Raw genomic sequence first — 21,304 nt, 5'->3', positions numbered from 1 at the left:
CCGGCGCACTCGCGCGGATGCGCCCCACCGTTTTGCGCCGTTGCGCAAGGGATGCCTTTGACCTGCTCAAAGGCGCGTTTATGCAGGTGAGAAGGTGTGAGGGAGACGTTTATGATGCGAGGCGTCCGACCGTGTGAACCCGGCCTCGGCACACCCCGTTAAGGAGCCCGCCGTGAGCACCTCCCAGATCACCCGCCCCGGCGAGACGCTGGACGTCGACCGCAGCGACGCCGAGTACCGTACGTGGCTCAAAGAGGCCGTCCGCAAGGTGCAGGCCGACGCCAACCGCTCGGCCGACACCCACCTGCTGCGCTTCCCGCTGCCCGAGCACTGGGGCATCGACCTGTATCTCAAGGACGAGTCGACCCACCCCACCGGAAGCCTGAAGCACCGCCTCGCCCGCTCCCTGTTCCTGTACGGACTGTGCAACGGCTGGATCCGCCCGGGACACCCGGTGATCGAGGCGTCCAGCGGTTCGACGGCCGTCTCCGAGGCCTACTTCGCGGGGCTCATCGGCGTGCCCTTCATCGCGGTCATGCCGCGCACGACGAGCGCCGAGAAGTGCCGGCTCATCGAGTTCCACGGCGGGCAGTGCCACTTCGTGGACGACCCGCGGAAAATGTACGAGGCCTCGGCCGCGCTCGCGGCGGAGACCGGCGGCCACTACATGGACCAGTTCACCTACGCCGAACGGGCCACCGACTGGCGCGGCAACAACAACATCGCGGAATCCATCTTCCGTCAGCTGGAGCTGGAGCGGTTCCCCGAGCCCGCATGGATCGTCGCCACAGCCGGTACGGGCGGCACCTCGGCGACCATCGCCCGCTATGTGCACTACATGGGATACGACACCCGCGTCTGTGTCGCCGATCCGGAGAACTCGTGCTTCTTCGCGGGGTGGACGACGGGCGATCCGGATGTCACCTGTGAGAGCGGCTCCCGCATCGAGGGCGTCGGCCGGCCACGGATGGAACCCAGCTTTGTGCCCGGCGCCGTCGACCGGATGATGAAGGTCCCCGACGCCGCCGCCATCGCGGCCGTACGGGCCCTGGAAGGTGCCATCGGCCGCAAGGCGGGCGGCTCGACCGGCACCGGGCTGTGGAGCGCCCTGAAGATCGTCGCGCAGATGGTGGCCGAGGGGCGCACGGGCAGTGTGGTGACCTTGCTGTGCGACCCCGGCGATCGCTATCTCGACAAGTACTACTCGGACGCCTGGCTCGCCGAGCAGCGACTGGACATCGCGCCGTACTCGGCGGCGATCACTTCACTGCTGGCGACCGGGGTGTGGCCCGGCTGATCCCGGCGATCCCGGTCCGGCGCCTCGAGGCGAGCCTGCGGTCCAGGGCCGTCACCGCACATCTGAACGCGCGCCCGAGACCGCCGCGAGCCGGGTTCAGCAGAAACAGCAGGGTCCCGGACCCGTCGGCCGCGAAGGTCCACTGCACACGGGTGCCCGCGGGTGCCGGACGCCATACCTCCAGGAGCGCACGGAACCCGGGGGCGTTCGTCTCGTCGACCCGGTACGCGTACACCTCGGGCACCGCGGCCGTGACGACCGTCTCCCGGACCGGGTGCCGCCCGCGAGGCGCACCTCGCGCCCGGCGCCCCGTCGACCGGACGGGCCGAGGTCACCGCCGTGAACCACGCGCCCCAGCCCCAGAAGTCCTCCGCGAGGGCTCGGAAGACCTGCTCCGAGGGCGCCGCGAATCCCGGGCGAACACCAGCCGCACGCCGAGCGGTCCGCGTGAAGTCCACCGGGCGCAGACGGCGTGCCATGGACGACAACTTCCTCGGGGGACACCGGTACCCCGGACACAAGCGGGCCGGCACCGGGTCGGCGTCACATAGCTGGCGGGCCGTCAGATCTCTGTGCAGCCCTCGGTCTCCCCGGCCACCACCAGGCGCCGCAGATGCTCCGAGACCTCCGAGCGCGCCTCGGCCGGCAGCCCCGCGTCGGTCACCAGCGTGTCGACCTGATCCAGCGCGGCGAACGAACTCAGTCCCACCGTGCCCCACTTGGTGTGGTCGGCGACCACCACGACCCGCCGTGCGGACTGCACGAGCCGCCGGTTGGTCTCGGCCTCCGCGAGGTTCGGCGTCGACAGACCCGCCTCCACCGATATCCCGTGCACGCCGAGGAACAGCACATCGAAGTGGAGGGAGGCGATCGCCTGGTCGGCCACGGGCCCCACCAGCGAGTCGGACGGAGTGCGCACACCGCCGGTCAGCACGACGGTGGCGGCACCCTGTCGCGGGCCCGAGGTGCGCTGCGCGGAGTGGAAGACGTCCGCCACCCGCACGGAGTTGGTGACCACGGTCAGCTCGGGCACATCCACCAGATGGTGGGCCAGCGCGTATGTCGTCGTACCCCCCGACAGGGCGATCGCCGTGCCCGGCGTGACCAGCTCCGCCGCGGCCCGCGCGATGTCCTCCTTGGCCGTCAGTTCCAGACCCGACTTGGCCTCGAAACCCGGCTCGTGCGTGCTCGCCTCCACCACCGGCACCGCGCCGCCGTGCACCTTCTCCAGAACGCCCTGGCGGGCGAGCGCGTCGAGGTCGCGACGGATCGTCATGTCGGAGACACCGAGCTTGCGCGTCAGCTCGTTCACGCGGACACCGCCGCGCCGCCGCACCTCGTCCAGGATCAGGGCACGGCGCTGCTCCGCGAGGAGGTTCTGATTCTCGCTCACGTCCGCTCCGTCCTCCTTCATCCCGAACTCACCCGATCCCTGCCGAAAGGCCGTCCGCACAGGCTGCCACGAGGCCATTCTTCCGTCCCAGCGCCGGGGCGTCCCATCCTCGCACGGGCCGACACGGCAGGCGCCACCGCCCGCGCCCCGGACGGTCCCCGCGCCCTGCCCCGCACATCCCCGTCCGCCGCATCCGCGGCGTTCCCGTCCACTGTCCGTGGGCGTCACGCATATCGGGGAGATTCCGTGACGACGTGTGTGCGCCGCCGCGCGGGAGGAGATCCTCTGCCTGCGGACACACACCGTATGCGGCACGGGGGAAGTGCGGAACAGTGGAGCGTGCAGGCAGACACGAGGAGAACCGCGGCGCCGGCGGACAGGCGCCCGCGGAGGTCGCGACGGCCCTGGAACTCCGGGTCCACGGCGTCGGCGGCACCACGCCCGACGAGATGCTCGGCGACCCACGGACGGTCCGGATCACCGGCGACGACACGGCCGCCGTGTACCGGCGCGCCGACGACGCCGACGCGGAGCTCCACCCGGGGGACCGACGCGGCGACCCGGTCCCCGAGGCGTATGTCTGGTGCAACCTCACCTCGGGGAACGCCTCGCGGGCCCTGTGGCTGTTGCTGCTGCCGTTCATGGTGGCGAACCTGGCCCACTGGATGCGGCCCACGACGACGAACCGTCCACTGACCGTCCGTCTCTACGCGGTGATCGTGCGGCTCATCGGGCTCACCCTGACCGTGCTGCTGGTCGCCGCCGCCTGCGAGGTGGCCATGGACCTGGTCGCCTGGCAGTGCGCGGGCACCGCCGCGTGCGCCCGTCGCCACTCCTGGCTCGGTTTTCTCTCCCCAGCCGGCTCCGGAGCCGGCTGGTGGAGCCTGCCCGGACGACGCCTGGCCCTGGCGTCCTTGGCGCCCGCCGCGCTCACCGGCCTGCTCTGGTATCTGTCGCACCGCACCTGGGGTGCCTACGAGTCCCAGCAGCCGCTCCCTCGCCCGCCCGAGCCCGAAGAGGAACCCCACCGCCCCGCGCTCGGCCGCCCCGGGTTCTGGTACGGGCGCCGCCTCGTGGCCCGGCTCCGCGCCGCCCACACCGCCGCCGGCTTTCTCACCGTGGCCGCCGCGCTCACCGTCTCGGCCGCGCACGACGACCGCCGCCACGGCGCGGTCGCGCTGGAGTCACTCGGTCTGCTGCTGGAGGTCACCCTGGTCGCGGCCGGGGGGCTGGTGGTGGGCGTGGTGTGCCGACGGGGACGCACCGAGAACCGGCTCGACCGGCAACTCGACGGCGCGGTGGTGCGCCTGCTGCCCGCGGGCGCGCTCGCGCTGCTCGTCGCGGCCATGGTCTACGCGGGATGGTCGCGTCCCGGCCGCCGGTCGGAAGGACGGCTGCCGGGCGCCTCGGCGTTCGGCGCGCTGACGCTGACGCAGGGGCTTTTGGTCCTCGCGCTCGGCGTCGTCGCGCACCTCCTGTACCGCGCCCACCCCGACACCCGCACCGCGCTGCGCGGACTGGCCGGACCCTCCGTCGCGCTGCTGGCCTGTGCACTCGGCGGAGTGATGTCCGGCGGCGTGGCCCAGCGGGTCGCCGACTGGCTGGACGGCACGGGCCACTCGCCGGCCGGCCCGCCGGTCCTGCTCACCTGGCAGGCGTCCACCATCCCGCCGCTGCTGCTCGTCCTGCTGGGTCTGACCGTCCGGCTGGCCCGGCGCACCTGGCTGCTGCGGCGCGCCGAGGCGGCCGAGGTCGAGCTCGAGCACCCGGACGAGCCCACCGACACGGCCCGCACCCTGCGCATCGCGGGCACCCGCGCGATGGCCACCCTCACCGACCGGGCCCCGCTCGTCGTCGGGGTCACGTCCGCCATGACCCTGCTCCTCGGCGCGGCCGCCCTGGTGGGTTCCTTCGCCACCGACGACACGCCGGTCGGCGCCGCGCACGCCGCGCACCCCTTTGTCCGGGGAGCCGCCGAGACCGCGCAGACGCTGGGTTCCTGGCTGGTGGGCGTCGGCTTCCTCGTCTTCGTCACCTGGGGCCGCCGCGCCTACAAGGACGCCTCCGCGCGCCGCACCATCGGCATCCTGTGGGACGTCGGCACTTTCTGGCCGCGGGCCGCCCACCCCTTCGCCCCACCCTGCTACGCCGAGCGCGCGGTGCCCGACCTGACCTGGCGGATGGCCACCTGGACGCGGGGCACCGGCGGGCGGATCGTGCTGTCCGGCCACTCCCAGGGCAGCGTGCTGGCGGCTGCCGCGGCCTGGCAGCTGAACCCCTCCGTGCGTGGACGGGTGGGCCTGCTGACGTACGGCTCACCGCTCGAGCGGCTGTACGGGCGGTGGTTCCCGGCCTACTTCGGCCCGGCCGCCCTGAGCTCCCTGCATCGCGACGTCGACTGCTGGCGTAACCTCTACCGCCCCACCGACCCGATCGGCGGGCCGATTCGGCTGCCCGGTGACTGCGGTCCTCAGGTGGACCGCGCACCGCTCAGGGACCCGCTCGCCTACGGCCGCACCGCCCGTCATCCGCTGCCCGCACCGATTCTCGGGCACGGCGACTACCAGGCGGACCCGGCGTTCGCCGAGGAACGCGCACTGCTGCTGGCACGACTGCGGCCCGGACTCCCCCGACCGCGTCCCGCCCACGAACTCCCCGATCCGGGCGAGCCCGGACGTGCCGCTCCCGGACACGCCGCTGCGGGCCCGGACGACGAGGGGTACGGGGACGCCGCTCAGGGCAGTTCCGGCAGATCCTCCGGGTAGAGCAGGGTCAGGTCCTCCGTACTGGGCTCCGCCAACTGGGCGACCCGGCCCGCGTGCCGCTCCACCATCGCCTCGAAGGTCTGACGTGCGGTACGCCCGTTGCCGAACGTCGGTCCCTTGGGGATCGCCGAGAAGTACTTCAGCAGTGCCTCGGTGGTTCCAGGGCCCAGCCGGTACTCGTGCTCCTCGGCCTGCTGTTCCACGATCCGCAGCAGCTCCTCGGCCCCGTAGTCACCGAAGGTGATGGTCCGTGAGAAGCGGGATGCCACACCGGGGTTGACGGAGAGGAACCGCTCCATCTCGGCCGTGTAGCCCGCGACGATCACCACGACCGCCTCCCGATGGTCCTCCATCAGCTTCACCAGGGTGTCGATCGCCTCACGCCCGAAGTCCCGCCCGGAGTCCTCGGGGGACAGCGCGTACGCCTCGTCGATGAACAGCACACCGCCGCGCGCCCGGTCGAAGGCTTCCTGGGTACGGATGGCCGTGGAGCCGATGTGCTCGCCGACCAGGTCGACCCGGGACACCTCCACGAGATGGCCCTTCTCCAGCACACCGAGCGACGCCAGGATCTCGCCGTAGAGCCGGGCGACCGTCGTCTTGCCGGTGCCGGGGGAGCCCGTGAACACCAGATGCCGGCGGGCGGATGCCGCCTTCAGGCCTGCCTGCTGCCGGCGGCGCCCCACCTCGATCATGTCGGTGAGTGCGCGTACCTCGCGCTTGACGCTCTCCAGGCCCACCAGCGCGTCCAGTTCCCCGAGCACGGTCTTCGACGAGCGCGTCGGCTTCTCCGGTTCGGGAGCCACCGCGAGGAGGGGCTCCTGTTCGGTGGCGCGCTGGCCGGGAATCGCGCCGAGCAGACCGGCCGACTGCGTCGTCGGCTGCACGGCGGTCTCCTGGGCCACCACCGGCCGCATTCCTGCGCTCTCGTCGCTGGTGCAGTCCTCGACTACCGCGCCCCCGCCACCGGGTGCGCCGGGGCCGCCGTCAGCGAACTCGTAACCCCCGCGCGCGCAGCGCTCCGTGCGGCACTTCCGCAGCGTCGCACGACAGCCGTCGATCACATGGAAGCCGTAGCCACCGCTGCCAGTGACCCGGCAGTTCAGAAAGCTGCCCCGGCCGCCGGCGGACACGTAGAAGCCCGCCTCCGTCGGTGAGGTCACCGTGCAGCGCTCGATGGTGGGATCGGCGCCCTTGGTGACGATCACGCCCGTCTGGGTGCCGTCGATGGTGCAGCCCGACAGCGTGCCGCCGCTGCCGTGGTCCCGGAACCAGGCGCCCGTCGCCGCGTCCCGGATCCGGCAGTCGTCCAGCTGAGCGGTGGCGCCGTCGCTCACCGACACCGCGGTGTTGCGCACCTGGGTGAGGTCGCTGTCCACGACGTCCGCGCGTGAACCGCGGTCGAGGACGAACAGGGCGTCCGGCACGTCGTGCACCCGGCACGACTCGAGGACCGCGGTGGCGCCGTCGCTGACCCACACCGCCGGATAGTCGCCGGTGCTGTCGAAGATCTCGCACTGGTTGGCGTCCACGCGGGTGCCCGGGTCCCAGACCGACAGTCCGTTACGCCCGAACTGCCGCACCGTCGTGCGGGTGAGCGTGAGCACCGAACGGGAACGCAGGTCGATCGCGTTCTCCGGGATGTCGTGAATGCGGCAGTCGGCGAGCGTCAGCACCGCGTCGGTGTCCAGCGTGATGCCGTCAGCGGTGGTCCGGTGTACATCGCAGTCCGTCAGATGCGCCGTGGCCCGGCCCGTGACCTGCACTCCGGAGCCCCGGACCTCGTACACCTCGCAACCGACCGCTTCCAGCGCGGAATTCTCACCGGTCGCCGACAGACCGGCGCCCGAGGTGTGGTGCACCCGGCAGCGCTCCAGCCGCGGGTGCGCGCCGCCGCGGACCGCGACGCCGGACTGGGCGGCGGCCACGACCTCGCACTCCTCGAACACCCCGCCGCCGCCGTCGACGACGGCGATGCCGATACCGGCCGGGTTGTCGACCGTGCAGCGGCGGACCGTGGGCCGCGCGCCGCCGCGGACTTCGATGCCCGCCGCGGACCGCGTCATGATCCGCACATCCACCAGCTCCGGGGTGCCCCCTTCGACGAGGAGCGCGGGCGCGGCCGCGTCCTGGCCCTCGACATGCAGGTCCTGGACCACGGCGGAGGCCCGCACGGTCAACGGCACGCCGTCCACCGGCGCGATCCGCACGGAGCCGGGGGAGCCCTCGGGACCGCGCAGCGTCACCGCCCGCTGCACGACGAGGTTCTCCCGGTAGGTTCCGGGGGCGACGGTGAGGACGTCGCCGTCGCCCGCGGCCTCCAGGGCGGCGGCGAGCGATGCGTACTCACCCGTGCGGCGGCGCCACCGCGATGTGCCGGTGTGCGTCACCTGGACCGTGCCCTGTGCCATGGCGTTGCTGTGCCCCCACCTCTGCTCACGCGGGTTCTCGCGAAGATGCCGGACAGCCGAACAGCCCGGTCGGTCCACCGTAGCGTGCGCCGACGCGGCTGGTTGACCGGAGTCCGGGGGCCGTCAACTGCCCGTCCCCGTACGGCCCCAGTCCGGACCCGCCTTGTCCCATGCCTGGTCCCAGCGGGCGTACCGGCGCCGGACCATACGCCAGACGATCAGGCGGCGGCCACCCTCTATCAGCCCCACGGTCACCGCGGCCGCGCCGAAGCCGGCCAGCACGGCATGCGTTGTCGCGGTGGCCCTGTCCAGCGGGCTGGGCACCATGCGGCCGTGTTCGTCCGTCCAGAGGGCGAAGTGGTCGCCCCGGTGCGGGGAGCCGAGGTCGGCCAGGACCGTGCCGTGCCGAGTGGTGCCGTCGGGGCCGGTCCAGCCGGCGAGCACGCGGCTCTGTCTCCGCCGCGTCGCGGGGGATTCCGGATCCGACTCCACCGGGGAACGGTTGAGCCGCTTGATGACGGTGGCCTCCACCAAGTGGTGGGTGCGGTGCTGGTCCCGTACGGACCGCTGAAGGGAGTTCTGGGCGATTGTCCCGACCACGTCTCCCGCCAGCGGTGCGGCGACGAGCGACAGCACCAGGCCGACCAGCGCCAACCAGGCCTCGACGAGATCGGTGGTACGGCGCAGCGGATTGCGCCGCCAGCGCCACAGGCCGACGATTGCTCGCACCATCCCGCACCCCCCTTCCGCATCCGTCATAACCCCCGTACCCGCCCGTTCATATGCGGGACCGGTGAAGAGAGAGCCAGATCACCCCTCTTGTGCCTCACAGGTCCCTCATGAACGTCTCACACCCACTCAACGAGCGTGCGGGTTGTCCGGGTTCCCGCCTCCGGCGTGGCACGGACCCCGCTCCTCCTCGGTCGGACGGAGGTCTTCAGGAGTCGTCGGGCTGAGGGACGCGGGCGCGCGGGGAGTCGTCGGCCGAGGGAAGCGCCCGGGCGAGGCAGCCGGCCGGATGGGGGAGCCGTCGGGTGAGGATGGGGGAGCCGGCGGGCGGGGGAGCGGCCGGGTCGGGGCGTTCGGGCGCCCCCGGTTCACTCAAGGATCACGAACGCGGATCATGGACCGCTTCTTCCCCTCCTCCAAGCTGTGCTCCCACTGCGGCAGCCTCGCCGAGGCGATGCCGCTGCACGTCCGTGCCTGGACGTGTGACAGCTGTGGCACGGTCCATGACCGGGACGTGAACGCGGCGAAGCAGAAAACCCCACGGCGCGAGCCGTAGGGACCTCCTCGTACACGAGGGGGAGGAAGTCAACCGAGGATCACGACCGGATCGCCGACGTGGACCGTGCCGCGTGTCAGCGGCACCAGATTCTGGCCGAAGATCAGCCTGCCGCCGAAGCGCCGATGGCGGCCGAGGGTGCGCAGGGGCTCCTTGCCGCGTTCGGCGGTGGCCTGGTCCGTGGTCGTCACGACACAGCGCCCGCACATCTTGGCCACCCGGAATTCGACCTCGCCGATGGCGATCCGCTCCCAGTCGTCCTCCGCCCAGGGCGCCGAGCCGGATACGACGACGTTCGGCCGGAACCGGTTCATGGGCAGCGGGCCCTCGTCCGGGTGATCACCTTGTGCGATCAGGGAGTTCAGGGCGTTCAGGGAGGCGAGGTTGGTCAGCAGCAGCGGATAGCCGTCGGCCAGGCTGACGGTCTCGCCCGGGCGCCCGTACGGCGGATCGTCGATCGGGCGGCGATGTGCGGGGTCGTCGAGGTGGACGAGGGTCACATGCTCACCGAGGTAGGTGCTGAACCACTCGCCGGCCCCGGGCGCGGCCGGAACCGTTTCGAACTTCTCTCGCGCCCACTTCGCGGTCGTCGTGCAGACCGGTTCGGGCACGGGCACGCTCAGCGGCTCCAGGCCGGAGGCGGACACCCGGATACCGCCGCCGGGAAGGAGCTCGGCGGCGGCCAGAGCGAGGCGTGGCTGCTCGCGTTGGGTCACGACCTTGCCCGCCTCGTCGATCAGAGCCCAGCGCCGGTCCCCGGACAGCCCCCATGGCTCCACCACGGCCTCGCGAAGCTCCTGGCCCCGCAGTGCCTTGACCGGGTGGACGTGAATCGAGTGCAGCGCTGGCGTCGACATGAGGCCATCGTGCCATCGTGCAACGACGGCCTCACGTCACGAGACGGATCAGTATCCGCGGTAGTGCTGGCCGTTGTTGTACGGATCCTGGTACGGCGTCGGGGCCGGGCGCGGGGCTGCGGGGCGCATCGCCTCGTAGCCGGTGCCGGTGGCCATCGGGCGCGGCTGCTGCATCTGCTGGGGGCCCGGGTAGCCGCGCGGACCCGCCTGCTGCGGGATGTACGCGGTCGGGGCCTGCTGCAGGTGGGCCTGCTGCAGGTGGGCGGGCTGCGGTGCCTGGGGGTAGCCGTAGGCCGGGGCCTGGTGGGACGGTCCGGCCGGCAGCGCGGGGAGCGCCGACGGCAGTGCGGGCAAGTTGCTGCCCGGCGTCTCGTAAGCGGAGGGGACCCGGATCGGAGCGATCTGCGGGGTGCCCCGCTCGGCGACGAGCTTGTCGTAGATCGGAGTGTCCGGGAAGGGCGACGCGGAGTAGTAACCGCCGCCATAGGTGGAGCGGGGGGAGGTCATGGCACATAAGTTAAGCCCACGATGTGCTGGTTGGGGAGACCGATAAGAGGGTTGTTTTCCGTGCCCGGGGTGACGCGGGATCCCCAATGCGAGCGAAGTTGGCAAAAAAGGGCAGCAAACGGCGTTTGGATCGTGTAAAGGCCGAGTTGAGCGCGGGTTACCGGCGGTTGAGCATCGGTCTTCGGTGCGGGTCGTGGGCGTTCGGTGCCCGGGAGAATAGGTTGGCGGGACGATGCGGGAGACCGACCGGATCTCTTGCAGGCGGACCGAAACGTGATGGGGGCGGACATGCCAATGCCGAAAGGATCGAACCTTCAGGTGCCGACGACGGCCCTGCGCGTCGAGTTGGGCCGGCGTTCCGGGCCGGGCATCCCCGACGCGGACGCCTCGGCGCTCCTGCTGGTGTCCGGGAAGGTCCGCACCGACGCCGATTTCGTCTTCTACAACCAGCCGGCCCACTTCTCCGGCGCGGTGCGCCACGAGGGCAAGCGGGACCTGGGCGGCCGGGTGATCGACTCTCTCCTCGTCGACCTCGCGCGCGTGGAGCCCGCGATCGAGACCGTGGTGCTCGTCGCCTCCGCCGACGGCGGAACGTTCGGGCAGGTCCCCGGCCTGTACATCCGGGTGCTCGACGCCCGCCAAGGTACGGAGCTGGCGCGCTTCGACCCCGCCGCGACCGTCGAAACCGCGTTGGTCCTGGGGGAGTTCTACCGTCGTCAGGGCGCCTGGAAGTTCCGGGCGGTCGGACAGGGATACAGCAGCGGACTCGAGGGCCTGGCCACCGACTACGGGATCACGGTCGACGAGCCCCAGCACGCTCCGCCCCCGTCCGCCACCGGCGTCGGCCGGCCGGACGCCCCGACCAGTCCGCCGCCCACCTTGCCCGCGCCCGCCGCACCGCCGGTGGCCGCTGACGTCCCGCCCGTGGCGCCGCCCTCCCCGTCGGCGGCCGCCCCGGCTTCTTCGGGTGCCCGCGGTGCGCCGTTCCCGCCCCAGGACCCGCCGTCCGCCCCTTCGGCCCCGGTCCGCCTCACCAAGGTAATGCTCACCAAGCAGGCCCCGTCGGTCTCCCTGACCAAGCAGGGCGGCACCTCCGGCGCCCTGCGGGTGAACCTCAACTGGCAGACGCGCAAGCAGTTCTCGGGACGGAGCGGCAAGCGCGGCCGGGCGGTGGCCCTGCACAGAGACCTGGATCTGGATCTGTGCGCGCTCTACGAGCTGTCCGACGGCAGCAAGGGGGTCGTCCAGGCACTGGGCAACGCCTTCGGGGCGCTGCACCGGCCGCCGTACATCCACCTCGACGGCGACGACCGCACCGGCTCCGTGGAAACCGGCGAGAACCTCACCGTCAACCTCGACCACAAGCGGAGTTTCCGGCGCATTCTCATCTTCGTCACCATCTACGAAGGCGCCCGTTCCTTCGCCGACCTGCACGCCACGGTCACGCTCCGCCCGCAGCACGGCGCACCCATCGAGTTCTCCCTGGACGAGTGCACGGTGCCCTCGACCGTGTGCGCGCTCGCCCTCATCACGAACACCGGCGGCGACCTGGTCGTCCAGCGCGAGGCCCGCTATCTGGTCCCCGAGCGGGGCGTGAGCCCCCAGCGCACGATCGACCGCGCCTACGGTTGGGGCATGAACTGGACTCCTGGCAGGAAGTGAGCGACCCTCCCGCCCGGGCGAGCGGCCCCCCCCGTGCCGACGAGCCGCCCGCTCACTGTTCCTCGAGCGCCGCGTCGGGACGGGCATAGGTGCGGCCCTTCCACGCCGCGCCGCGCCCCCGGTAGTGCTGCACCGCCGAATCGACCGTCATCAGCAGGTACAGAAGGGCGGTGACCGGCAGCAGCACCCCGAGCCACAGCGGCTGGCGGTAGTAACGCAGCATCGGGATGTACGTCGCCGTCATCACCAGTTTGGCGAGCCCGCCGACCACCATCGCCGCCAGGTCGCCGTTGACCACTCCCATGATGAGCGCAAGGGACGGCACGAGGTAGACGACGGTGAGTCCCAGCACGGTTCCGACGAGCAGCAGCGGACTGTGCCGCAGCTGCGCGTAGGCACTGCGCGAGACCATCCGCCACAGGTCGTGCAGCCGCGGGTACGGACGCACGCTGTCGACCCGGTCGGCCAGCCCCAGCCAGATGTGGCCGCCGCTTGCCTTGACCGCCCGAGCGAGCGCCACGTCGTCGATCACGGCCTGCCGGATGGCCTCGGGAATCCGCGCGCGCTCGGCCGCCTCCGTACGCAGCAGCACGCAGCCGCCCGCGGCGGCCGCCGTCCGCGATCCCTGTACCGCGATCCACCGGAAGGGGTACAGCTGCGCGAAGAAGTACACGAAGGCGGGCACGACCAGCCGTTCCCAGACGCTGTCGACCCGCAACCGAGCCATCTGCGAGACCAGATCGAAACCGCCGGTGCGCGCCGCCGCCACCAACTCGCGCAGACTGTCGGGCGCGTGCGCGATGTCGGCGTCCGTCAGGAGGAGGTACTCGGGGGCACGCGTGCGTGCGAGGGCGATTCCGTGCCGCACGGCCCACAGCTTGCCCGTCCACCCCGCGGGAGGTTCACCGGGGGAGTCGACGGCGAGCGGCAGCCCGCCGTACCGCTCGGCCAGCGTGCGGGCCAGCTCTCCGGTGCCGTCCGAGCTGCCGTCATCGATCAGGATGACCTCGGCCTGTCCGGGATAGTCCTGCCTCAGCAATGACGGAAGGCTGCGGGGCAGGACCGCTGCCTCGTCCCGCGCCGGTACGACGACACAGACGGACGGCCACGACTCCGGCTCCCGGCGCGGCGGCAACCGCAAATCCGTACGCCAGAAGAAGCCCTGGCCGAGCAGCAGCCACAACCAGGAGGCCAGTGATACGACGGCGATCCACGCAAGGGCAGTCACCCGTCGCAGTCTGCCCCACGGGGCGGTCCAACGCGGCCCATCGTCTATGGTTGCCGGGTGAAGATCGCGCTGATGGACTCCGGAATCGGACTGCTGCCGGCCGCCGCGGCGGTCCGGCGTCTGCGGCCTGACGCAGATCTCGTGCTCTCGCTGGACCCCGAGGGAATGCCCTGGGGGCCCCGTACGCCCGAGGACGTCACCCAACGGGCCCTGGCCGTCGCCGAGGCCGCCGCCGCCCACCGGCCCGAGGCCTTGATCGTCGGCTGCAACACGGCATCCGTGCACGCCCTGCCCGCCCTGCGCGTCCTCCTCGAACCGGGCCTGCCGGTCATCGGCACGGTCCCGGCGATCAAGCCGGCCGCGGCGGGCGGCGGACCGGTCGCCATCTGGGCGACGCCCGCCACCACCGGCAGCCCCTACCAGCGCGGTCTGATCCGGGAGTTCGCGGGCGGGGTCGAGGTCGCCGAGGTCCCGTGTCCCGGGCTCGCGGACGCCGTGGAAAAGGCTGACGACACGGCGATCGACGCGGCCATCGCCGCAGCCGCTGCGCGCACACCGGCCGATGTGACGACCCTGGTCCTGGGCTGCACTCACTACGAACTGGTCGCCGACCGGATCCGCGCCGCCGTGCAGCAGCCGGACCGGCCGCCGCTCGTTCTGCACGGTTCCGCCGGCGCCGTCGCCGCACAGGCGCTGCGCCGCATCGGTGCGGACGTGGCCCCGCAGGCCACCGCCGGCGCCGGCGTGACGGTACTGCTCAGCGGCCGCGAAGGCGCCCTTCCGGCGGCGGCGCTGGCGTACGACGAGGGCAAGCTCCTGCAGGCGGTCAGCACGGCCCGGTGAGGACGGGGCCCGAGCCAGGTCGAGCCCCGGCCGTCACCCGCACCGGTGACGCTGCGCAACACCATGCCCGCGTACCGAAACATGGGTACTCTCGAGGGCATGAGGGACCACCTCGACGGTGACAGGGCCCCGCAGCCCGAGGTCTGGACCGGACGCGCTACGAACCGTGCCCAGTGGCTCGCCGCGCTCGGCGGTGCCGCCTGCATGGCGCTCGGTATCCAGCTCGCCGTCGACTCCGCCTGGTCGTCCGGCATCGTCCCACTGGTCATGTCCGTCGTGGGCTGTATCGCGGCCGGTCTGCTGGTCCTCTTCGGCACGCTCGCGTTCGTGCATGTAGCCGTGAAGGTCGACAAGGAGTGTCTCGAGGTGCGCTGCGGCCACATCGGTGTGCCGCGTCGCCGTATCCCGCTCTCGCTCGTCGCCGGAGCCGAGTTCGTCCCCCGGGTCACTCCACGCCAGTGGGGCGGCTGGGGCTACCGCTGGCGGCCCGAGAAGGGCACGGCCGTCGTCGTACGGCGTGGTGAGGGCGTCGTTCTGAGGCTGTGGGACGGCCACACCTTCACGATCACCGTCGACAACGCCGAGTCCGCGGTACGGGTCATCCGGGATCGGCTCCAGCCGAGCCTGCCGGGCGCCACGCACTGATTGGAACCCGGGTCTCTCCCATCAGGGCGGCCCGCTCCCCTCGGGCGCCCGTCCGGCCCCCTCGCCGTCCCCGAGCGGGCGCGCCGTCGCGATCCCGGCCAGCAGGCCCGCGCCCACCGTCACCGTGGTGAAGCTCAGCGCGTCGCCCACCGATGCGATGACCGCCAGCGCCGTCAGCGCCGCGCCGGCCGTAAGGGCGACCGGCGTGGGCCGCCGTGTGCGCCACAGGGCGTAAAGGAACCAGCAGAAGACCGCCGTGAGAAGTGCCAGCCCGATCAGGCCCTGCTCCGCGGCCTGCTGAAGGGACGCGGAATGGGGCCTGGCGTCGGGCAGGGCCGACTGCGTGGCCACCGGGCTCAGTTCGCCGAAGCGTCCGGGTCCCGCACCGAGTACCGGATGCTCGCGGGTCAGGGTCAGCGCGTCGTGCCAGAGCAGGACTCGGTGCCCGCCGAGTTGGTCCTCCGGGAGGGCCGAGGGGGCGCCGGGCGTGACGTTCCCGGCCATCGCCCAGGTCGCCGCGGTCACCAGCGCGGCCACGAGAGCGAAGGCGGTCAGCACCGCGGCGCGACGTCGTGTCCGGTCCGCGGCGAGCGAGTACAGCAGTACACCGATGGACGCCACGAGGCCCGGCGCCGAGTCCAGCGCCGCCGCCACCCCAGCGATCCCGGCGACCGACGCACGCAGCGCGAACCGTGGCGCCGCGTGCCGGGCCGCCCACGCGGCACAGCACGCCGCTCCCGAGGAGAGCGTCAGCAGCGCGGCGAGCGCACCGCCGTGTCCAAGTGGTACGAGGGGCTGCGGGCCCGGCACCGCGTACGGTGCGGCGACCGCGAGCCCGACTCCGGAGAGGGCGCCCACAGCGGGTGCGGTCACCGGCAGCAGAGCCCCGAGGATGCGCCCCGAGGAGTAGCCGGCAGCGACGGCCAGCACCGCGAGCAGGACGCCCTCGGGCCGCCCGCCGTGTGCGGCGGCCGTGACCAGCGACCAACCCGCGCACGCACCGAGAAGGAGGACGCCCGTCGCGTCCGAAACGTTTCGTCTCTCGTCTTCCGCGTCCGCGGCCCCGGCCGCGGACTCCGTCCCCGTGGATCCCACCCCGCCCCCCTGTGACGGGCCCCACGTCCCGGCCGTGTCCAGCCGCACGTCAGAGGCTCGCGCACACCATAACGGGTGATGCGCCGGTTTGTGGACGAGTTGCGCAGGAACGTTGCGGCAGGAGGGTGGAATAAATAGGCATAAATATGGGCGGAAGGGGTGGAGTGCTGAGTGGGCCGAGCTGTCCGGGGTTTGGTCACGCACCGTAGACTCCCCGGGTGACCGTCACCGCAACTCCCGTGGGCGAGCCGGAACAGCTCGGACCCCAGGCCGCACCCCGTGGTGCGCGCCGGGCACAGCGCCTCCTTCCGGCCGCAGCAGCCGTGCTCTCCGGAGTGCTGCTCTACGTCAGCTTTCCGCCCCGGAGCCTGTGGTGGCTGGCCCTTTTGGCCTTCGCCGTGTTCGGCTGGGCCCTGCGCGACCGCACCTGGAAGGCGGGCCTCGGCCTCGGCTACCTGTTCGGCCTCGGTTTCCTGCTGCCGCTGCTCGTGTGGACCGGCGTCGAGGTCGGTTCCGGCCCCTGGCTGGCGCTCGCCGCGGTGGAAGCCGTCTTCGTCGCACTCGTCGGCGCGGGCACCGCGCTGGTCTCCCGGCTCCCTGCCTGGCCGGTGTGGGCGGCCGCCCTGTGGATCGCGGGAGAGGCGGCACGCGCGCGCGTGCCCTTCGGCGGCTTCCCCTGGGGCAAGATCGCCTTCGGCCAGGCGGACGGTGTCTTCCTGCCGCTCGCGGCGGTGGGCGGCACCCCCGTGCTCGGCTTCGCCGTCGTGCTGTGCGGTTTCGGTCTCCACGAGATCGTGCGTGTCCTCATGGACGGACGGCGCAACGCCGGTGCCCTGCGGCGCGGGGCTGCCCTTGCGGCCCTGCTGAGCGTCGCGGCTCCCGTGGTCGGCGCCGTCGCGGCGCGCTCCCTGGTCAGTGACAAGGCCGAGAACGGCACCGCGACCGTCGCCGTCATCCAGGGCAACGTGCCGCGCTCGGGGCTCGAGTTCAACGCCCAGCGGCGAGCCGTTCTCGACTACCACGTGCGCGAGACCGAGCGACTGGCCGAGAAGGTCAGGTCGGGCCGGGCTCCGCGGCCCGACCTGGTGCTGTGGCCCGAGAACTCCTCCGACATCGACCCCTTCGCCAACGCCGATGCGGCAGCGGTTATCAGCGGCGCTGTCAGGGCGATCGGCGCGCCCGTCTCGGTGGGCGGTGTCGTCGAGCGGGACGGCAAGCTCTACAACGAGCAGATCCTGTGGGACCCGTACAAGGGCCCGGTCGACGCCTACGACAAGCGGCAGATCCAGCCGTTCGGCGAATACCTCCCGCTGCGCCCGCTGCTCGGCGCCATCAACGAGAACTGGACGGCGATGGTGCGCCAGGACTTCAGCCAGGGACACAAGCCGGGCGTGTTCACCATGGCGGACGCCAAGGTCGGGCTGGTCACCTGCTACGAGGCCGCCTTCGACTGGACGGTGCGCTCCACCGTCACGGACGGCGCCCAGCTGATCTCGGTGCCCAGCAACAACGCGACCTTCGACCGCAGCGAGATGACCTACCAGCAACTCGCCATGTCCCGGGTGCGCGCGGTCGAGCACAGCCGGACCGTCACCGTCCCGGTGACCAGCGGCGTCAGCGCGATCATCATGCCGGACGGGAGGATCACCCGGCGGACCGGGATGTTCGTGGCCGACTCGCTCGTCCAGAAGGTGCCGCTGCGTTCCTCCGAGACCCCCGCCACGCGACTCGGCGCGCTTCCCGAGGCGGTGCTCGTCCTCGTCGCGGTCGGCGGTCTCGGCTGGGCGGTGGCTTCCGCGGCGCGCCGTCGCCACCGCGCTGTCCAGGACGTCCGTCTTCAGGGCCCGGAGGTCTCGGAACCGGCCCGATAGGGTCCCTCCATGGCTACTCCCGAATTCATCAGGACCATCCGCGCCTCCGCGGGCCATCAGTTGCTCTGGCTCCCCGGCGTCACCGCCGTGGTCTTCGACGACGACGGCAGGGTCCTGCTGGGGCGCCGGGCCGACAACGGGAAGTGGTCGGTGATCGGCGGCATACCGGAGCCCGGAGAACAGCCCGCCGCCTGCGCCGTGCGCGAGGTGTACGAGGAGACGGCCGTGCGGTGTGTCGCCGAGCGGGTCGTCCTCGTCCAGGCGCTGGCCCCGGTGACGTACGCGAACGGCGACCGGTGCCAGTACATGGACATCGCGTTCCGCTGCCGCGCCGTCGGCGGCGAGGCTCGTGTCAATGACGACGAGTCGCTGGAGGTGGGCTGGTTCGCGGTGGACGCGCTACCGGACCTGAACGAGTTCGCCCTGCTGCGGATCAAGCAGGCACTGTCGGATGCACCCACATGGTTCGACCCCACTAGTCTCCTATGAGATATGGGTGCTGACCATATGCGGCATGGGTGGGGTGCTGCCTAGGGTTGGCACATGACCGAGCCCCGCCCCCTGTCGGCCTCCCACGCTCCCTCGCTCGACCTCGGCGGACGCACCGCCCTCGTCACCGGTGCCGCCAGCGGCATCGGCCGCGCCTGCGCGCTGCGGCTGGCGGCCGCCGGGGCCAAGGTGAGAGCGGTCGACCGGGACACCGCCGGCCTCGACTCCCTCACCGGCATGGCCGACGGCCTGCACGGCGCCATCGAGCCGCACGTCCTCGACCTCACCGACCTCGACGCGGCCGAACTCGCCGCAGCGGGCACCGATGTCCTGGTCAACAACGCCGGACTCCAACTGGTACGGCCCCTGGAGGACTTCCCGCCCGACGTCTTCCACACCGTCCTCACCGTGATGCTCGAGGCGCCCTTCCGGCTCATCCGCGGCGCACTGCCCCACATGTACGGCCAAAGCTGGGGCCGTATCGTCAACGTGTCGTCGGTCCACGGGCTGCGCGCCTCGGCCTTCAAGTCGGCCTACGTCGCCGCCAAGCACGGGCTCGAAGGGCTCTCGAAGACCGCGGCCCTCGAAGGCGCCCCCCACGGCGTCACGTCGAACTGTGTGAACCCGGCGTATGTACGCACGCCGCTCGTGGAGAAACAGCTCACGGACCAGGCGAGGGCGCACGGAATCCCCGAGGAGCGCGTGCTGTCCGAGGTGCTGCTCCAGGACACGGCCGTCAAGCGGCTCATCGAACCGGAGGAGGTCGCCGAGGCGGTGGCCTATCTCTGCAGCCCACAGGCCTCCTTCATCACCGGTAGCTCGCTGGTTCTCGACGGCGGCTGGACGGCACACTGAGCGGGAACATGCCAGGAGTTGTCCACAGAGCTGGTGGACCCGGCCCTGTGGTGGGCCATCCTGGGGGCATGGCACGCGATCACGTACAGTCCGCGGCACGCCCCGGCACCTCTGCCGAGGCCCCGTTCCTGGAGCTCCTGGCCCGGGACGCGTCGGCCGACGCCTACGAGCAGCCGGTGCTGCTCGCCCGCGCCGAGGGCCTGCCGCCCGAGCGCATCGACGCGCTGGAACAGGCGAAGCGGCTCGCGCTGCGCGTGCGTACGGAGATGGAGGGCAGACGCCGCCGGGAGGCGGAGCTGTCCGCGCTCTTCGAGACCGCCCACGACCTGGCGGGGCTGCGTGACCTCGACGCAGTCCTCCAGGCGATCGTCCAGCGCGCCAGGTCGCTGCTGAGCACCGACGTCGCCTATCTGACCCTGCACGACGAGGCCGCCGGTGACACGTATATGAGGGTCACCGAGGGATCGGTCGCCGCGCGGTTCCAGCAGCTGCGCCTCGGCATGGGCGAGGGGCTCGGCGGACTCGTCGCCCAGACCGCCCGCCCCTATGTGACGCCCGACTACTTCCAGGACGGCCGCTTCCAGCACACAGGGACGATCGACTCCGGCGTCCGCGACGAAGGGCTCGTCGCGATCCTCGGCGTGCCCCTGATGATCGGGCCGCAGGTCATCGGGGTGTTGTTCGCCGCCGATCGGCGCGCCCGTGTCTTCGAGCGGGAGGAGATCGCTCTCCTCGGCTCGTTCGCCGCGCTGGCCGCCGCCGCCATCGACACCGCGAACCTGCTCACCGAGACCCGTTCGGCCCTCGACCGGCTGGCGAGCGCCAACGAGATCATCCGTGACGGCAGCGCCGTCATCGAGCGGGCCTCCGAGGTGCACGACCGGCTCGCCGAACTCGTCCTGCGCGGCGGGGGCGTCCACGACGTGGCAGCGGCGGTCTCCCAAGTCCTCGACGGCACGGTGGAGTTCGCCGAGGCGGACGCCGCGCCCGACGCGGCCCTGGAGGCGTCCCGCGCCGAGGGCCATGCCGTGCGGCACGGGGACGACTGGGTCGCCGCCGTAGCCGCCGGCGGCGAACTGCTCGGCGCCCTGGTGCTGCGCGGCCATCCGCGGCTCGACCCCGTCGACCAGCGCACCCTCGAGCGCGCCGCGATGGTCACGTCCCTGCTGCTGCTCGCCCGCCGCTCGGCGGCGGAGGCCGAACAACGCGTCCGCGGCGAGCTGCTGGACGATCTCCTCGACGTCCGTGACCGCGACCCCCGGGTCCTGCGCGAGCGTGCCGCGCGGCTGCGTGCCGATCTCGACGCCACGCATGTCGTGCTCGCCGCCCGCCTCGACGGCACGGCGGCCGACGCCGACCAGGATGCGGCCGCCCGCCGTCGACTGGGGTCCGCCGCGTCCCACCTCGCGGCCACCCGTCACGGACTCGCAGCCATCCGTGACGGAGGTACGGTCCTGCTGCTGCCCCTGGAGCGCGGCGGCACCGCGACGCACCTCGCCCGCCGCACCGCCCGCCAGCTGGGCACCGCCGTCCATGAGGCGGTCACCGTCGGCGCCTCCGCACCCATCGAGAACCTCGCCACCCGCCCGGACAGGGTGGCCGCGGCCTATAGGGAGGCGCAGCGCTGTCTGGAGGCCCTGCGCCTGCTGGGGCGGGCGGGCGACGGCGCCGCGGCCGAGGACTTCGGATTCCTCGGACTGCTGCTCGCCGGAGACAGAGACATCTCCGGGTACGTCGAGCGCACGATCGGCCAGGTCGTCGCCTACGACGAACGGCGCGGCACCGATCTCGTCCGCACCCTCGACGCCTACTTCGACTCCGGGATGAGCCCGGCCCGCACCAAGGACCGGCTGCACGTCCATGTGAACACGGTGGCACAGCGCCTGGAGCGGGTGAGCCGGCTCCTCGGCGACGACTGGCAGAGCCCGGCTCGCGCCCTGGAGATACAACTGGCCCTGAGGCTGCACCGGTTGGCGTCGCTGCCCGGTCGCTGACCCCCAGCCGCGCCGACGGCCGGCACCCCCGGCGCACCGGACGCCGAACCGATCACACGAAGCCGAACCGGACGCACACCGGTCCCGCACGCCGCGACGCACGGGAC

General features: G+C 72.2%; 16 protein-coding genes and 2 pseudogenes. 10 read left to right on the top strand and 8 right to left on the bottom strand.

What is annotated here, in order from left to right:
- Positions 1 to 172 precede the first annotated feature (172 nt).
- Positions 173 to 1,297: a PLP-dependent cysteine synthase family protein gene (locus ABZ823_RS19835; RefSeq protein WP_361661621.1), complete on the top strand. Its 1,125-nt coding sequence runs from the start codon at positions 173 to 175 to the stop codon at positions 1,295 to 1,297.
- Here the strand turns inward: ABZ823_RS19835 and ABZ823_RS19830 are convergent.
- Positions 1,260 to 1,776 (bottom strand): annotated as a pseudogene (locus ABZ823_RS19830) (SRPBCC family protein). The gene ABZ823_RS19835 and the pseudogene ABZ823_RS19830 overlap by 38 nt on opposite strands.
- A gap of 83 nt (positions 1,777 to 1,859) precedes the next feature.
- On the bottom strand, positions 1,860 to 2,690 hold the full coding sequence (locus ABZ823_RS19825) for a DeoR/GlpR family DNA-binding transcription regulator (RefSeq protein WP_361661618.1): 831 nt from the start codon (positions 2,688 to 2,690) through the stop codon (positions 1,860 to 1,862).
- A gap of 449 nt (positions 2,691 to 3,139) precedes the next feature.
- On the opposite strand from ABZ823_RS19825, the gene ABZ823_RS19820 reads away from it, so the two are divergent.
- Entirely contained in the window at positions 3,140 to 5,455 is a 2,316-nt protein-coding gene (locus ABZ823_RS19820; RefSeq protein WP_361661755.1) for a hypothetical protein, read from the top strand.
- Here the strand turns inward: ABZ823_RS19820 and ABZ823_RS19815 are convergent.
- Both ABZ823_RS19815 and ABZ823_RS19810 read right to left on the bottom strand, forming a co-directional pair.
- On the bottom strand, positions 5,425 to 7,866 hold the full coding sequence (locus ABZ823_RS19815) for a right-handed parallel beta-helix repeat-containing protein (RefSeq protein WP_361661615.1): 2,442 nt from the start codon (positions 7,864 to 7,866) through the stop codon (positions 5,425 to 5,427). The two genes, ABZ823_RS19820 and ABZ823_RS19815, sit on opposite strands and share 31 nt — an antisense overlap.
- A gap of 123 nt (positions 7,867 to 7,989) precedes the next feature.
- Entirely contained in the window at positions 7,990 to 8,598 is a 609-nt protein-coding gene (locus ABZ823_RS19810) for a hypothetical protein (protein ID WP_361661612.1), read from the bottom strand.
- Between the two features lie 286 nt (positions 8,599 to 8,884).
- On the opposite strand from ABZ823_RS19810, the pseudogene ABZ823_RS19805 reads away from it, so the two are divergent.
- Positions 8,885 to 9,124 (top strand): annotated as a pseudogene (locus ABZ823_RS19805) (zinc ribbon domain-containing protein); the annotation flags it as partial.
- Between the two features lie 56 nt (positions 9,125 to 9,180).
- Here the strand turns inward: ABZ823_RS19805 and ABZ823_RS19800 are convergent.
- Both ABZ823_RS19800 and ABZ823_RS19795 read right to left on the bottom strand, forming a co-directional pair.
- Positions 9,181 to 10,008 carry an MOSC N-terminal beta barrel domain-containing protein gene (locus ABZ823_RS19800; RefSeq protein ID WP_361661609.1) on the bottom strand — a complete coding sequence of 276 codons (828 nt, stop codon included), beginning with the start codon at positions 10,006 to 10,008 and terminating at the stop codon, positions 9,181 to 9,183.
- A gap of 48 nt (positions 10,009 to 10,056) precedes the next feature.
- Complete coding sequence (locus ABZ823_RS19795; protein WP_361661606.1) at positions 10,057 to 10,515, bottom strand: DUF6643 family protein; 459 nt, start codon at positions 10,513 to 10,515, stop codon at positions 10,057 to 10,059.
- 294 nt (positions 10,516 to 10,809) lie between these two features.
- On the opposite strand from ABZ823_RS19795, the gene ABZ823_RS19790 reads away from it, so the two are divergent.
- Positions 10,810 to 12,177 carry a TerD family protein gene (locus tag ABZ823_RS19790; protein WP_361661752.1) on the top strand — a complete coding sequence of 456 codons (1,368 nt, stop codon included), beginning with the start codon at positions 10,810 to 10,812 and terminating at the stop codon, positions 12,175 to 12,177.
- Between the two features lie 52 nt (positions 12,178 to 12,229).
- Here the strand turns inward: ABZ823_RS19790 and ABZ823_RS19785 are convergent, their stop codons facing one another.
- The gene (locus ABZ823_RS19785; RefSeq protein WP_361661603.1) at positions 12,230 to 13,405 is read right to left on the bottom strand and encodes a glycosyltransferase; all 1,176 of its coding nucleotides are present in this window, start codon (positions 13,403 to 13,405) and stop codon (positions 12,230 to 12,232) included.
- A 57-nt stretch (positions 13,406 to 13,462) separates the two neighbouring features.
- Between ABZ823_RS19785 and ABZ823_RS19780 the strand changes: the two genes are divergently transcribed.
- Together ABZ823_RS19780 and ABZ823_RS19775 are read left to right on the top strand one after the other, a co-directional pair.
- Positions 13,463 to 14,248: an aspartate/glutamate racemase family protein gene (locus ABZ823_RS19780; RefSeq protein WP_361661600.1), complete on the top strand. Its 786-nt coding sequence runs from the start codon at positions 13,463 to 13,465 to the stop codon at positions 14,246 to 14,248.
- A 99-nt stretch (positions 14,249 to 14,347) separates the two neighbouring features.
- Complete coding sequence (locus ABZ823_RS19775) at positions 14,348 to 14,893, top strand: hypothetical protein (RefSeq protein WP_361661597.1); 546 nt, start codon at positions 14,348 to 14,350, stop codon at positions 14,891 to 14,893.
- Positions 14,894 to 14,914: 21 nt separating this feature from the next.
- On the opposite strand, the gene ABZ823_RS19770 is transcribed toward ABZ823_RS19775, so the two are convergent.
- Positions 14,915 to 15,988 carry an O-antigen ligase family protein gene (locus ABZ823_RS19770; RefSeq protein WP_361661594.1) on the bottom strand — a complete coding sequence of 358 codons (1,074 nt, stop codon included), beginning with the start codon at positions 15,986 to 15,988 and terminating at the stop codon, positions 14,915 to 14,917.
- A 218-nt stretch (positions 15,989 to 16,206) separates the two neighbouring features.
- On the opposite strand from ABZ823_RS19770, the gene lnt reads away from it, so the two are divergent.
- The 4 genes from lnt to ABZ823_RS19750 all read left to right on the top strand — a co-directional run bounded on the left by lnt (position 16,207) and on the right by ABZ823_RS19750 (position 21,197).
- On the top strand, positions 16,207 to 17,859 hold the full coding sequence (gene lnt / locus ABZ823_RS19765) for an apolipoprotein N-acyltransferase (protein ID WP_361661591.1): 1,653 nt from the start codon (positions 16,207 to 16,209) through the stop codon (positions 17,857 to 17,859).
- 9 nt (positions 17,860 to 17,868) lie between these two features.
- Positions 17,869 to 18,348 carry an NUDIX domain-containing protein gene (locus ABZ823_RS19760; RefSeq protein ID WP_361661588.1) on the top strand — a complete coding sequence of 160 codons (480 nt, stop codon included), beginning with the start codon at positions 17,869 to 17,871 and terminating at the stop codon, positions 18,346 to 18,348.
- Positions 18,349 to 18,402: 54 nt separating this feature from the next.
- Positions 18,403 to 19,203, top strand: a complete 801-nt coding sequence (locus tag ABZ823_RS19755) for a 3-hydroxybutyrate dehydrogenase (protein ID WP_361661585.1) — start codon at positions 18,403 to 18,405, stop codon at positions 19,201 to 19,203.
- A gap of 68 nt (positions 19,204 to 19,271) precedes the next feature.
- Positions 19,272 to 21,197 carry a GAF domain-containing protein gene (locus ABZ823_RS19750; RefSeq protein ID WP_361661582.1) on the top strand — a complete coding sequence of 642 codons (1,926 nt, stop codon included), beginning with the start codon at positions 19,272 to 19,274 and terminating at the stop codon, positions 21,195 to 21,197.
- The last annotated feature ends 107 nt before the right edge of the window (positions 21,198 to 21,304 follow it).

This window comes from Streptomyces sp. NPDC047079 (assembly GCF_040643755.1).
Classification (GTDB): Bacteria; Actinomycetota; Actinomycetes; order Streptomycetales; family Streptomycetaceae; genus Streptomyces.
The sequence above is the reverse complement of the archived record's forward strand: the minus strand, read 5'-3'. Positions and strand labels throughout refer to the sequence as shown.